Raw genomic sequence first — 13,844 nt, 5'->3', positions numbered from 1 at the left:
CTAACGCATTCCGGCGGTCACCCGCCAGCCCTTCGCCCGCTCTCGTTCCCGCCAGAAGTCACGGTAGCGACCGGGTTGGTCGATCAGCTCGGCATGCGTGCCGCGCTGCACGATCCCACCCTCGTCGAGCACCAGGATCTGGTCGGCCGACGCGACGGTGTGCAGCCGATGCGCGACGACAAGCACAGTGCACTGCTCGGCCAGCGCGCGCAGCGCGGCGGCCACCGCCGCCTCGTTGTCCGGGTCGAGTGCCGCCGTCGCCTCGTCGAGCAGCACGACCGGGGCCTGCTTGATCAACGCTCGTGCGATCGAAACCCGTTGGCGCTCACCACCGGACAAGCTGACGCCGCCCTCACCAACCCGCGTGTTCCAACCGTCGGGCAAACGGTCGATGATCTCGTCGACCCGCGCCAGCCTTGCCGCCGCGCGGATCTCGTCGACGGTGGCGTCCGGCCTGCCGAGACGGATATTGGCCTCGATGGTGTCGTCGAACAGGTACACGTCTTGAAACACCATGGCCAGCTGGCTCATCAGCGCTTCCGTGGTCAGGTCACGCACATCGGTGCCGCCGACCCACACGGTGCCCGCGTCGACATCCCAGAAGCGCGCGACCAGCCGCAGCATGGTTGTCTTCCCGGCCCCGGAGGGTCCGACGATCGCCGTCAGCGTGCCGGGGCGTGCCTCGAAACCGATGTCGCGCAACACCGTCCGGTCGCCGTATCCGAAGCTGACGTTCTCGAAGCGCACCGACCCACGCGAGCTCGGCCGCTCCACGGCGCCTTCCGGCAACGGACGGACGGCGAGCACCTCGTCGATGCGATCGATGTCCTCGGCCGCCATCCGCAGTGCGGCACCGTGATCCACGATCTCCAGCAGCGGACCGACGAAGCGGGTGACGAGCACGAGCAACGCGATCAGCTCGGCGGCATCCAGCGAACCACCCAGCGCCAGCACCACACCCACCGCGGTCAGCGCGACGAACGCGGCCTGCACGGCAACAGAGAACGCCAGCAGCGCGGACACCGCGCGGCGATTCAGTTCGCCGTACGCGCGGCGCTGTCCGACGATGGCGTCGTCGAGCAGCTTGTTGTCCGCGCCCGTACGGCCGAATGCCCTGAGCACCTGCTGATTTCGAGCGAACTCCACCACTCGGCTCGCCGCTTCGACCGAGGCGTGATCGATGGCGCCGAAACTGCGTGCCATAGCGGACTGTGCCCAGTTGTGGGTGACAAGCAGCAGCAAGCCCGCGACAAGCAGCGCCGCCCCCAACCGCAGGTCGAAAACGACCATGCCGACGGCAACTACCGCCGGTGTCAGCGCACCGCTGATCACCGGCTGCATCAGATGGGCAGGCACGGCGATGATGTTCGTCGTCCCCTGCGACATGGAGTGCGTCAGCCTGCCCATGCGGTTGGCGCCGAACCAGCCGAGCGGCAGCCGCGCCAGGTGATCACCGACCCGGTGATGCATGCCGAGCAGCAGCGCGTCGGCGATCACCTGACCTTGCACCGCCTGCACATAGAACACCGCGCCGGTCGCGGCCGTGCCGAGGGCGAGCGCGGCGAGCCACGGCATCGCGGCGGCCCGGTCGCCCGCCAACAGTGGGCGGAGCACGGGGACCACGAGCAGCACGCAGCTGCCCTGGAGGACCGAGAAGAGCACGATCAACCCGATCCAGCGCAGGAACCGCGGCCGGTCGGCGGGGTCGACGATGCGAAACAGCTTGCGAATCATGCCAATTCCTCCGAGTGTGCCGACTGGGCTGCCCACATCCGCGCGTACGCACCACGGGCCGCGATCAGTTCGTCGTGGCGGCCCGTCTCGACCACCCGACCGTGCGCGAGCACCACGATGCGGTCCGCGCCGCGGATCGTGTGCAGGCGGTGCGCGATCACAAGTAGGGTTCGCTCGATGCCTGCGCCATCGGATGCGACGCCCGCCGCAGGGCCGTCGGCACCGAGCAGCCGCGACAGCGCATCCTGTACCGCCGCTTCCGATTCCGGATCCGCGAACGCGGTCGCCTCGTCGAGCACCAGGACCGGCGTGTCAGCGAGGATGGCTCGCGCGATCGAAATCCGTTGCGCTTCACCACCGGACAGGTGCGCATCCACGCCGGCCTCGCTGTCATAGCCCCGCGCCAGCTCGGTGATGCGATCGTGGATCTGCGCCGCCCGCGCCGCGGCCTCGATCTCGGCGTGATCCGCGTCGGGACGGCCGAGCGCGATGTTGTCGCGAATGCTGGTGCGCAGCAACATCGTTTCCTGGAAGACGAACCCCACCTGGCGGTAGAGCTCACGCTCCGGCATCTCCCGCACATCGACGCCACCGATCCGCACCGCACCGTCGTCGACGTCCCAGAAGCGCGGCAGCAATCGCGCCAGCGTCGTCTTGCCCGAGCCGGACGCACCGACGAGCGCCGTCACCGTGCCGGGCTCCAGCACGAGATCGATACCGTCGAGCGCGGAGGACCGTCCGTCGTAGGAGAACCGCACCGCATCGAATTCGACACGGCCGCCGCGTGGTAACCGTGGCTCGGCGACCCGACTCAGCTCCGGTGTCGCGAGCAGATCGGCCACCCGGCCTGCGGCATCGGTTGCCACGCGCAACGCCAGCGCACCGAAGCCGAGCGCGAGCACCGGCGCGCCGAGACCCACCGCGAGCATGACGAACGCGATGAGTTCGACGGGATCGACACCGACCCACACCCCGCCCGCGAGCGCGACGAGCAGCAGCACCGGCGGCGAAATGATCAGGGAGGCAAGCGCATCCAACCGACGCATCGGGCCGACCCACTCGCTCAGGAACCGCCCGAGATCATCGCTGGCGCGCCGATATCTGTCCTGCGCGCGCCCCGCCTGGCCGAAGGCCTTCACCACCGCGATGCCGTCCACGAATTCGACGACCGCGGCGCTGACCTTGTCCAATTCCGCACTCCACCGCGCCATCCTGGCCTGCTCGTCGCGCGACATCACCGCCACCAAGCCGCCCCACACCACCAGCGGGGCGAGGCAGAGCAATGCCAGCCGCCAGTCCAGCCAGAACAAATAGCCCAGTGCGACACCGGGAGTGACGACGGCGGCGACCAGATCATTGATCGCGTGCGCGACCACATGATGGACCGAGGCGACATCGTCGGTCAGCACCCGCTTCACCCGTCCGGAGCTGCGCTCGGTGAACCAGCCGAGCGGCACCCGGCCCAGGTGCTCGGTCATCCGACGTCGGACAGTCAGCCCGACGTCGGCATCCGCGATATGGCTGATCGTGTATGCGCTTGCCGCACAGACTGTTCGAACGGCGAAGCCGACCGCGCCCAGCGCGACCCACGCCCATATCGCGCCGCGATCCGCCGTGGCACTACTCAGAAACTCGCGGGCGATCTCGACCACCGCGATGTACGGCGCGAGACCGGCCAACGCGCCGACTAGCTGCAACACGGCCGCCACCGCGAGCGGGACGCGGACCGGCGTGAGCACCACGCGCACGCCGCTCGGCCCCTCGTCTACCTGCGCAACCTCGGTTGTCACCGGGTCAATCACCGCTGTGCTCATTCGATCCCCAGAGTCAGATTAGATCACTGTTCTAATTTGGAGCGTAAACGCATACGCCCGACAATCGCAAGGGGCACCGACCGACGCGCAGTAGCCGGAGGGTGACCGGACAGCGCTCACACAACCGCGTCGGCCGACAGCACAGCCAATCGGCAGCACCGAATCGGTAAGGCAAAGCCTCACCGCGACAAGGATTCTCCGCTCTGGAGCTGCTTCAGCCGCGCCTCGAGTCCATCGAGAACCAAGCCGAGCGCGTACCGGCAGTACTCGCGGCGGGTTGCCGCACGCTCGGCGGCATCACCGGTGAACGGCACGACCATCCGCCGCATCTGCTCGGCGCCGCGACCGGCCGCCGGGTGCGACTCGAGCATGCCGAGCAGTCCGACCAGCCCGGGCGCGACGCCGTCACGCTCCTCCTCGTCGCCGAGGGCGATCAGACCGAGCGACGTATTGAACGCCACCGAATAGGCGGCGGCCGCTTCGTCACCCCACCCCGCGTCGAGCATCCGCGCAATGCCGGTCTCGAGCACCGGCACCAGCTGTTCGGTCTGCGGACCATTGCGCAGCAGCCACGCCGCGACGCCCGGGTAGTTCGCCAGCTGATCAATCATCGACGACAGCACGCGGTAAAGCAGTTGCCGCCAATCGGTTTCGTCGTGCGTCAGATCCATATCGGCGTACACCCGGTCCACCACGGCCGCGCACACCCGGTCCCGATCGCCGACATGGTGATAGATCACCGACAGCGAGGTATCGAGCCGCGCCGTGAGATCACGCATGCTCCACCGGTCAAGCCCACGCTCGGCGGTCAGCGCCAGCGCCGCCTCAACGATCGCGGCACGCGACAACCCGGTCCGATACGCCCGCCGGGAACCTCCTGGCATCGGATCCCCTCACTCGATCGAACAGTTGGAACAGCGATCCAATGATAGGCCCGCCACTCGAGGCTGTCGCCGCAGGCATCGCCACCGCCGACTTCGGCGCCGACAACGCCGTCCTCATGGGTGTCAGCGCCGCCCGTTTGCTCGGTGCCATCCCGCGGGCACTTGCGGTCGCGATCGTCGCGGTTCCCAAACAACGTGCGGCAAGGCAACTCACCGACCGTGACGCTCTCGTTCGCTTCGTCGCTCGGGACACCGATCGCCTCGACGCCGAACTCCTGCGCACCGAACTCGGCCGCACCCTCGTCACCACGCCAGAGCAGACCGTGCTCGACCTGGCACACCGTCCCGGACTCGGCGACGCGGAAACCGAGGTGCCCGCAGCCATCCGCACCCTCTACCGCCGCTGCGACCCCAACCGACTCGCAGACCTCGCCGCCCAGCAACGCCTACGAGCAGCCCTCAGACGAGCTGCCGCGATAGCGGGGCAACCATGCCCATGAACCCCGGCGAACGCGCCAGCACAGCAACGCAGTTCGGCGTCGCGGATGCCCAAGTCGAACGCGACTATCTGAAGCACTCCGCATCGTCCGCGACACGTGGAATACGGCTGCACAAGTAATCGGCTGACGCCTGCACAGTGCAGGGTTAGCGTTGCGATCACAACGAATAGATTCGACCTGCACTGCAACGACATAGAGAAGCGGCTACTAACGTTGCGATTGCAGCGATAACGAGTGGCATTGCCAGCCGCAATCCAGAGGTGACCGAGCGCCGCACGGTGCTGGCGCAACGGAACAGTGGACAGGTTCGACCAGCTGACTGCATGATGGGCAGGATGCGGCGGTGGTGGGGCGAGAGTGGGTCGATCGGGCCCGTCTCAGGGGTAACCCCTGGGGGCATTTCAGCAGTTGGGTTCAGCGTCCGAAGCCGCTCCGCACGCTCCGCGTGCCGGCCGGCGCCGAGGACGAGAGATTGTGGTCGCCCCACCACGCCGTGTCCGAGATGAACAGACCTGCGCTGCCCGCCCTCGTCGCTGCCCGCCTGGCAGACGAGTTCGGGCGATGCGGTGGTCGGTGGCATCGGGATGATCTCGCCGAAGCGTTCGCCGCGGTGCTCGATCGGGAACGCGCCGAGGTGTTCGCGGTGCGCGTGATCGGGCTGATGCCGACCGAACCGATCGACAGTGTGGTCACCTTGCGGGCACTGCTCACCGAATTGCCTGCTCTCCCAATCGTGATCGCACAACTGGAGCCTGTTCCGGACGAATTGCGTTTCGGCGCACCGGAACTCCCGGACACGAGCGCTGTCGCGCGGATGCTGAATCTCACGCCCGACGAGCTGGATTGGTTCGCCGACCACGGCGGCTGGCTGCGCCGCACCCGAGAACCGCTCGCGCACTACCGGTATCGGCGGATACCGAAAAAGGACGGCGTGCGCTTGGTCGAGGCGCCGAAACCGCGTCTTAGAGAGATGCAGCGCACAATCGCCCGGCGAATCCTAGCCGGGATACCTGCGCATCCGGCTTGTCACGGATTCGAAAAGGGTGCCAGCGCAGCAACATTCGCCGCGCCGCACGCGCGAGCGGCCGTCGTTGTCCGGTTGGATCTGCGGCACTTCTTTCCCAGCATCGGTGTCGCCCGCGTCCGCGGGGTGTTTCGCGCCTGCGGGTACCGCGAGAACGTCGCCACTGTGCTCGCCGACCTGTGCACCACCGCGACGGCGATCCGCGCACTGACCGGCCTCGATCACGAGCAGGCGAGCCTGCTGCGAACCCCACACTTGGCGCAAGGCGCGCCGACATCGCCGAGACTGGCCAATCTGATCGCCCGCAACCTCGATCGCCGAGTGTCCGGATACGCACGCAGACATGGCCTCACCTACACCCGATACGCCGACGACCTCGCCCTGTCCGATCCCGCCGACACCGATGTCGACGCCATGATCTGGGCGCTGACCCGGATCATCGAAGACGAAGGCTTCGAGGTGCACCGCGACAAGACCTCCGTGCGGCGGCCGCACCAACGCCAAGTCCTGGCCGGCTTGGTCGTCAACGATCGTCCCGCGGTCGCCCGCGCACAGTACGACGCGGTGCGCGCCCTCCTGCACAACTGCCTGCGCACCGGCGCCGCGGCCCAAAACCACAACGCCCACCCCAACTTTCGCGCCCACGTCTATGGTTCGATCGCTTGGATCGGCGCGACCAGCCCAACCCGTCGCCAGAAACTCTTGGACATGGCAAAGCGCGTCGACTGGACTCAGAGCGACGCTGCCGGTTCAGGGCTTGCGGCAGATGCAGTCGAGGATTTCCACGAGGGTGGTGGGTGAACCCGTCGTCGAGCCAGCGTTGGATCGCACCGCAAGCTCGGTCACCGCACTCGGACGGCAGTCAGACGCCAGCCTTTACGACGAGTGCGGGAAATACGTGCGGCCAGTGCGAAATGCCGCGATCCACGGTCGTACGCAGCAACCAGCTCCGCCGCGGCATCGCTGACCATCACGACGTCGACTCGCGGCGATACCGCCACACCCAAGGCGCGCCCAGGCACGAGATCATCCCTGACCAACGTGCGCACCGCCGCCACCACCGAAGTATTGGCGATGCTGTCGAGGTGCGCGACCGGCCGACGACGATCAAGCACCTCCAGTACGACCCGCACCGCCCGCTGCGCGAATTGTCTTGCCTCACTATCCGATTCGTCGATAAAACGCGACCTGACATGCCCCACGTACAAGGAGCGACACTGATCAGGCATGCTCGGCCGCTGCGACCGGTCGCCATGCCCTGATGGTCGAAGGTGACACGACGACCCACTTCCGCGCACCACACCCGCAGATCGCCGAAACTCCCCCACCGGCGGCTCAGCCACCGGCGCAGGCAACGGTGCAACAAACCCATCCACGTCGATTCCCCCTCGGCTCACGTCGCGTCCCCCGCGATCGGATCGCGAAAGCATCCCACGCTCACCGACCCCCGTCCACCAACCAAGCGACCACTCGCGCCCGCCGAGCACCACGACAGGCGAATTTCCAGCGTCGCAGGTGCCGAACAACGTGACAACTCCACCGCGCACTGGTCTCGATTGGTAGCCTCGGCACTCACACGGTCCGTATCGGCTTGCCGTCTCGCCTCAGGAGGTGACGTGGTATCCGTTCGAAGAATGCTGATGGCGGCGGCGCTGTGCGCAGGCCCGATGCTCGGCGCGGCTTCAGGCCACGCACAAACCACCCCCGACCTGGGAGCCTGTCACGAGGGCAGCGTGATGACCGGCCGAGTCGTTCCTGGCACCGGAAGCGTAGGAACCAACATCCGGCGCGAAGCCACACTGAGACAGTGCGCGAGCCCACTGCTCCCAGGAATCGACGCCGGAACGTTCATCGCCAGCATCCCGTGGAGCGCTCCAGGCGCAATGAGCACCGCCCAGTTCGCCTGGTCGGATGGGAGCATCAGCACAGCAACCGGTTACGGCAACGGCCTGTGGTTGATCACCGCAGGCCCAGCAACCGGCCACGGAATCCATGTAGACGTAGCAGACACCTGGAACGGCTGGTACTACACGTCGAACGACGTCGTCGTCACCTCAGCAACATTCCTGTCCTAGCCCGACCTGCTACCCTCCGCCCGCCAAACTCACGGCTGCACCAACCTGTGCCAGCGGCATGCGCGTCACAGAGCTGACCGGCAAAGTGGATTTGCAGAGCCAGCAGCTCTCCGACCGAGCACGGTGATCGTCGCGATGATCTCGACCAGCGCGGGCGCCGCCGTCTACCGACCCCAGATCGAGTTCGACGGCACCTCTACCCGCATTCTCGTTGATCAGATCTACACGGTGTCCCCTGATCGGCTCGGCGCGTTCAAAGGCAGCCTCGACGGCACCGAACTCGCCGACCTCGATCGGGCGCTCATGCTCAAACTCGGCCTGCTCTGAAGGAATCGGTTCCCCGAGCTCGTGTGACGCAGTCGGCTGGTCTCGGCCTAGGGCGTCCAATGGAACCACGCGACCGCAAGCTGGCGAAAACTGTTATGCGGGAACGCCACAACACTTCTTGTATTTCCGGCCGGACCCACACCAACAGGTTTCGTTCCGCCCTGGCGGCCATGGGCGATCCATTCCGATGCTGCTCAGCTCGGCGGCATACGCGGCGCGGGTAGACGCTTGGACGGGATCCTCGCCGATCAGACTGGCGTACTCTGCCAGGCCTGCGGTCGTCGCAACGGATATCCGCACCGAGTGTTCGCCAGCCAATCCCCGCAGCCAGTGCTCGACCTCTTCTCGGTGCTCACGATGGCTACCGTATTGCTCCCCCAACTCCGGCCACAATTCGACGGCGCGGACGAACTCAGCCTCCGGCAGATACAGCACCGATACGACGTCATCTCGCCATGCCGGCTCCCGGTCGAACGCGGCCTGCTCGAACATGGCTGACGCACGTTCCGCAATATGCCGGGTATCAACATCTTCCGGCATTCCTAACTGACGCCGCACTCTCCCCCGACCTGCACCGAGCCGAGCCAGAGCCAGCTGGGTGACCGGGTCCGTATCCGACGCATAGAGGCGAAGCCGGGCTATACCGGCCTCGAACCAACGCAATGCCTGCGCCGATTCGCCGCGCTGTTCGAAGAGCTCTCCCACCACCTCATAGGCAGCCCAATCGTGTACCCCCTCATCGAAAACGGTGTCGAGCAGCCGCAGTCCTACGGTCTCTTTACCGTGTTCGAGCAGAAAGGACGCGTACCAGACACGGGCATCCCCGGCGACATCGCCTCCGTCGGCGATCGCTTCCCGATACAACCGTCCGGCCCTGGCCGCATCACCAGCCATCACCCAGTGGTCGGCTGCCTCGGTCAGCAACTGGGCGCGCTCTTGCGGATCAGCGGCCGCGTCCAGCTCGCACCGACGGGCAATATCCTCGGGCGGATCTACGAGGTGCCCCAAATCATCTGCGGTGTTGGATAATTCGGCACGCAACCGATCGTTCTCAGCCAATAGCTGATCATGCTCACGTTGCAAGGCGCGATACTTCTCGTGCTCGGACCGGTACGGGCCGACGGACATTGCGCTCTCCTCTCCTGGACCCGCTTACCGCGACACAGTGGGCGCATACGATACGCCAACCCGGCATCACCGATTCGACGGCGCTGGAACGCTACCCTTCCGCGGCAAGCTGCCCACAGGCCGCAGCGATCTCCTGACCCCGCGTATCACGCACAGTGCACGGCACACCCTGCGCGTTCACGCGCCGAACGAACTCGGTCTCAACAGGTTTCGGCGACGCATCCCACTTGCTGCCCGGAGTGGGGTTCAACGGGATCACGTTCACATGCACCCGCGAACCCAAGGCCTTGTGCAGCTTCTGGCCCAACATGTCCGCGCGCCACGGCTGGTCGTTGATGTCGCGGATCAACGCGTACTCGATGGAGACGCGGCGGCCGGACTTGTCGGCGTAGTAGCGGGCGGCATCCAACACCTCGGCGACTGCCCAGCGGTTGTTCACCGGGACCAGGGTGTCGCGCAGTTCGTCGTCGGGGGTGTGCAAGGAGACAGCGAGGGTGACCGACAGATCCTCGTCGGCCAGCTTGCGGATCGCCGGAGCCAAGCCGACAGTCGACACAACAACGTTGCGCTGCGAGATACCGAACCCGTCCGGCGACGGCGACGTAATCCGCCGAACCGCGGCAACCACGCGCTTGTAGTTCGCGAGAGGTTCGCCCATCCCCATGAAGACGATGTTGGACAGCCGGCCCGGCCCGCCGGCGACCTCACCGTCGCGCATGGCTGCAGCGGCCGCGCGCACCTGATCGACGATTTCGGCGGTGGACAGGTTGCGGTTCAACCCGCCCTGGCCGGTCGCACAGAACGGGCAGGCCATGCCGCAGCCCGCTTGGCTGGAGATGCACAGCGTCGCGCGGTCCGGGTAGCGCATGAGCACGCTCTCCAGCAGCGTCCCATCGCCCGCGCGCCACAACGTCTTTCGCGTCTCGCCGCCGTCACAGGCGACGTGTTTGACGACCGACATCAACGGCGGGAACAGCGCCTCGCCGATCTTTTCGCGTACCGGGGCAGGCAGGTCCGTCATCTGCTCCGGGTCGGCCTGCAGCCTGCCGTAGTACTGGCGGGCGATCTGGTCGGCCCGGAACTTCGGCAGACCGAGCTCCTCGACCGCCGCCCGCCTGCCCTCGGCGTCGAGGTCGGCGAGGTGCCGTGGCGGCATGCCACGGCGTGGGGCATCGAAAACGAGGGGCAGGGAGACGGTCATAGTGCTCTCATTCTCCCATCTGGGCGAATGCGCCGCACACTCGCCTGCGTGAAGCAGGCCCGACATGCCAGGTTCGTTGCAAGGAAATGCGTGTGTCCGTGATAGCGGTCAGCAATGATCGACTCATGTCCACCAACGCTGAGCACCTGCCGGATCGCGACCCGGCCCTGCCGGACGACCGCGTAGCCCTGCCGGACGAACGCACGACGCCGCCGCAGACACCACCGGCCACGACCGCGCCGACCACGGTGACCAAGCCCCGAAAGTCACTGTCGTCGCGCACGGGCAACACCTGGGTGGGGTTGATCGCGGGCGCTCTGATCCTCATAGTCCTGCTGGTCTTCATCCTGCAGAACCTCGACCAGGTCTACGTCAGCCTGTTCTTCTGGCACTTCTCCCTGCCACTCGGCGTAGCAGTGCTGCTGTCAGTCATCGGCGGCGCCCTCGTCATGGCCTTGGTCGGCGGCGTCCGCATCCTGCAACTCCGCCGCGCCGCCAAAAAGTAGCGCCCCGAAGAATCAGTGCGTCAGCGGGACAACGCACGAACAAGAGCGCGGACGCGAGCCGGATTTCCGGTCCACTTCCGCAGCGCATGTCCCGGCTGATCGAAGTGCTCTCGCAACAAGCCGAGCGCCTCGGTGAATGTGGTTCCGCCAGGCCACTGTGCCCGAGCCGCATAGCCGCATTCCAACAACCGCCCGATGTCTTCGGCATCACGCGGGGCATACCGGTGTGCGTAAGCGAAGACCTTGATGCAGATCGCGGTCGAGACATCCGGAATCGCGAGGCAACCGGCCAGACACGTGCCGTCGGTCAGCCTGGCTTCGAGCGCAATCCACAGCGGCTCCCCCGCCAGCGCGACATGTAACGCCGGGATCCCGTCGACGGCTATCGGTCCCGCATCGAGATCGGGGATGTGCCGGTTGGTGAACGATGGCGCGAGCAGGTCGATCGTCGCGGCGGTGCCGTTGACCGAACGCTCGAACCGATTCCCGGATCGCGGATTGTCGTAGCCCATCCGGCGCAGACGGTCCAACAGCACCCCGTCGCGGATGGTGACCAGCTCGACGGCGAGGTCGGCATCTCGGGTCGCGCGTAGCGGGATCGGCACCTTGCTGCACAGCGCATGAAGATTGACCATGTGCCCGCCGACCACCGCCCACGACGGCAACCCATTCGCGGCAATCGCAGTGTCGGCCAAGGCAAGATACGCGCCATCCTCGGCTCGCGATCCGCTCTCGACCTGCAACTCGATCACGCGGCACCCTCGAGCGCGCTACGCGCCGAGAGGAATCGCTGCTCGAGTTCGGCAATGGCATCGGCGGCGTCTGGCCCGCCACTGGCCAGCAGGTGTCGAGCGACCTCGGTGATAGGTGCGAGCGGCCACGCCAGCGCCTGCGCTCCGCCCATCGCCGCAGCGACAGCAGGATCGAGGTGCAAGCCCCGCGGGATCGGGCCGACAGTCACGACCAAGGTCGCATCGGAGGGATCCGTGTCGACCGGAACGAAGCCCACCGACTCCAAGTCCAGGCGCATGTCGGTATGCAGGAACACGATATCCGGGATACGCCACGGCGCGACCCTGTCCGCCGCCCAGTCGCCGCAGACCTGAGCTGAAACTTGCTGTGCCGACGCCTGTTCCAGCGCCAGCTCGATCTGTCGCGGCATCTCGTCCAAGCTGTACCAGGAATCGATGGCGTCAGCCTTGGGCGGGCGGGCGGCGACAAGGCGTTCGAACACGTCGCGCGACTGTCGAATACACCACCCGTCGGTACGCCGTTCGGTCCAGCCACGCCTATCGGCGGCGGAGAGAATCTGCGACACCCGAGCCTGCGTCACACCGGTGGCGTCCGCGATGGTGACCTGCCGTTGTGGCGCGGGATTGCCGAGCAAGTACGACAGCACAGTTACCTCGGCACGCGACAGCCGTTGCTCGGACATGGTGTGAGTATAAATTTTCCCCGTGGCCCGCGCAATAATTTATAGTCCCCGCTCAGAGCAGGGTTGATAGCACCAACCAGGAGACGAAGGCTGACGGGAGCATCGAGTCGAGGCGGTCCATGATGCCGCCGTGGCCGGGGAGTAGCGTCCCCATGTCCTTGATGCCGAGCTCGCGTTTGATCTGGGATTCGATCAGGTCGCCGCAGGTTGCGACGAGGACGAGGCCGACGCCGAGCACGACACCGATCATCGAGTTGGCGTCGAGCAGCAGGGTGACGGTGAGCAGGCCGCCGATGACGCTGAAGACCAGCGAGCCTGCGAACCCTTCCCAGGATTTCTTCGGGCTGATCGACGGCACCATCGGATGCTTGCCGAACAGCACCCCGGCGACGTAGCCGCCGACGTCGGAGCACACCACCAGGATCATGAAGGTCAGCACCCGCAGGTTGCCGTCCTCCTCCAGAAGCAGCAGCGTCGCGAACGACGCGAGCAGCGGGATCCACGCGAGGGTGAAGATGGCGATGGCGGTGTCGCGCAGGAAGTTTCGTGGCGCGGTTTGCAGGCCGTGGTCGAACAGCCGCCACACCATGCAGGTCAACGCGGTCGCTGCGAAGGCACCGGCGACGCCGCTCGCGCCGTACGGCCAGCCGAGCCAGAACACCGCTTGCCCACCGGCGATGAGCGGGATCCGCGGCACAAGCACGTCGGCTTCGCGAAGCCGCTTGGCCACCTCCCAGGTCGCCACGCCGACGGCGATGCCGACGACGCCGATGAACACCAGATGCGCCCACAGCAGGATCGCGATGAGCGACAACCCGAGCCCGAATCCGACGGCGAGCGCGGCGGGCAGGTTCCGGCCCGCGCGCGACCCGGACGCGGGCGCGGCCGTCACCACCTCAGGACCGGTGACAGGATCCTCATCGGGCATCGGAACAGCCTCGCCACCGGAGCCACCGAACGCCCAGGCGGCACCGTCACCCGCGGCACCATCGCGACTCGCGGCCGGGGCGTGCTGACCGGACGCCACAGCGGAGGCTAACGGCTCGTGACCCGATGCGTCCGCATCGGGCACGGGCTGCTGCCTCGCGTGTGCTGTGCCGTTCACCGGCCTCGGCTCCTCTGCCGCACCGGTCGCGGCGGCGTTCTCGGCCACGATTGTCCCGTCGCTCAACTCGTCGTTCCGTTCGTCCCCCGCCCGCGCGGGCCTTCGGCTGTG

Annotated in this window: 14 protein-coding genes; 5 read left to right on the top strand and 9 right to left on the bottom strand. The window is 66.8% G+C overall.

What is annotated here, in order from left to right; translation table 11 throughout:
- From NA11_RS11400 to NA11_RS11390, 3 genes are all read right to left on the bottom strand, one after another.
- Positions 1-1,734, bottom strand: a complete 1,734-nt coding sequence (locus NA11_RS11400) for an ABC transporter ATP-binding protein (protein WP_069161804.1) — start codon at positions 1,732-1,734, stop codon at positions 1-3.
- Positions 1,731-3,524: an ABC transporter ATP-binding protein gene (locus NA11_RS11395; protein WP_245745829.1), complete on the bottom strand. Its 1,794-nt coding sequence runs from the start codon at positions 3,522-3,524 to the stop codon at positions 1,731-1,733. Before NA11_RS11395 ends, NA11_RS11400 begins: the two co-directional genes overlap by 4 nt.
- A 203-nt stretch (positions 3,525-3,727) precedes the next feature.
- Positions 3,728-4,432, bottom strand: coding sequence for a TetR/AcrR family transcriptional regulator (locus NA11_RS11390; RefSeq protein ID WP_069161802.1), 705 nt, complete (start codon positions 4,430-4,432; stop codon positions 3,728-3,730).
- Positions 4,433-4,473: 41 nt separating this feature from the next.
- On the opposite strand from NA11_RS11390, the gene NA11_RS11385 reads away from it, so the two are divergent.
- Complete coding sequence (locus NA11_RS11385; protein ID WP_069161801.1) at positions 4,474-4,932, top strand: type IV toxin-antitoxin system AbiEi family antitoxin; 459 nt, start codon at positions 4,474-4,476, stop codon at positions 4,930-4,932.
- Positions 4,933-5,434: 502 nt separating this feature from the next.
- Positions 5,435-6,757, top strand: coding sequence for a reverse transcriptase family protein (locus tag NA11_RS11380; protein ID WP_084654531.1), 1,323 nt, complete (start codon positions 5,435-5,437; stop codon positions 6,755-6,757).
- 41 nt (positions 6,758-6,798) lie between these two features.
- Here the strand turns inward: NA11_RS11380 and NA11_RS11375 are convergent, their stop codons facing one another.
- A complete protein-coding gene (locus NA11_RS11375; protein WP_281196853.1) occupies positions 6,799-7,185 on the bottom strand; it encodes an Rv3235 family protein in 387 nt (128 codons plus the stop codon).
- Between the two features lie 387 nt (positions 7,186-7,572).
- Here NA11_RS11375 and NA11_RS11370 point away from each other — a divergent pair, with 387 nt between their 5' ends.
- Together NA11_RS11370 and NA11_RS11365 are read left to right on the top strand one after the other, a co-directional pair.
- Positions 7,573-8,031, top strand: coding sequence for a hypothetical protein (locus NA11_RS11370; protein ID WP_141717526.1), 459 nt, complete (start codon positions 7,573-7,575; stop codon positions 8,029-8,031).
- Positions 8,032-8,154: 123 nt separating this feature from the next.
- Positions 8,155-8,358 (top strand): type II toxin-antitoxin system PemK/MazF family toxin, encoded by a 204-nt coding sequence (locus NA11_RS11365; protein WP_281196852.1) that lies wholly within the window; start codon positions 8,155-8,157, stop codon positions 8,356-8,358.
- A gap of 93 nt (positions 8,359-8,451) precedes the next feature.
- On the opposite strand, the gene NA11_RS11360 is transcribed toward NA11_RS11365, so the two are convergent.
- The gene (locus tag NA11_RS11360) at positions 8,452-9,486 is read right to left on the bottom strand and encodes an SEC-C domain-containing protein (RefSeq protein WP_069161797.1); all 1,035 of its coding nucleotides are present in this window, start codon (positions 9,484-9,486) and stop codon (positions 8,452-8,454) included.
- Between the two features lie 91 nt (positions 9,487-9,577).
- On the bottom strand, positions 9,578-10,687 hold the full coding sequence (gene rlmN / locus NA11_RS11355) for a dual-specificity RNA methyltransferase RlmN (RefSeq protein WP_069161796.1): 1,110 nt from the start codon (positions 10,685-10,687) through the stop codon (positions 9,578-9,580).
- 125 nt (positions 10,688-10,812) lie between these two features.
- Here rlmN and NA11_RS11350 point away from each other — a divergent pair, with 125 nt between their 5' ends.
- A complete protein-coding gene (locus tag NA11_RS11350; RefSeq protein WP_069161795.1) occupies positions 10,813-11,193 on the top strand; it encodes a LapA family protein in 381 nt (126 codons plus the stop codon).
- Positions 11,194-11,213: 20 nt separating this feature from the next.
- Here the strand turns inward: NA11_RS11350 and NA11_RS11345 are convergent, their stop codons facing one another.
- Genes NA11_RS11345 through NA11_RS11335 form a run of 3 tightly spaced genes read right to left on the bottom strand, consistent with a single transcriptional unit; the run spans position 11,214 to position 13,556 of the window.
- The gene (locus NA11_RS11345) at positions 11,214-11,945 is read right to left on the bottom strand and encodes a hypothetical protein (protein ID WP_069161794.1); all 732 of its coding nucleotides are present in this window, start codon (positions 11,943-11,945) and stop codon (positions 11,214-11,216) included.
- Positions 11,942-12,628: a MarR family transcriptional regulator gene (locus NA11_RS11340; RefSeq protein ID WP_069161793.1), complete on the bottom strand. Its 687-nt coding sequence runs from the start codon at positions 12,626-12,628 to the stop codon at positions 11,942-11,944. Before NA11_RS11340 ends, NA11_RS11345 begins: the two co-directional genes overlap by 4 nt.
- Positions 12,629-12,680: 52 nt before the next feature.
- Complete coding sequence (locus tag NA11_RS11335; protein ID WP_069161863.1) at positions 12,681-13,556, bottom strand: phosphatidate cytidylyltransferase; 876 nt, start codon at positions 13,554-13,556, stop codon at positions 12,681-12,683.
- Positions 13,557-13,844: the final 288 nt, after the last annotated feature.

It is taken from the genome of Nocardia altamirensis NBRC 108246, from assembly GCF_001612685.1.
GTDB lineage: Bacteria > Actinomycetota > Actinomycetes > Mycobacteriales > Mycobacteriaceae > Nocardia > Nocardia altamirensis.
Note: the sequence above shows the minus strand (reverse complement) of the source record. Positions and strands in the feature narration are given on the sequence as shown.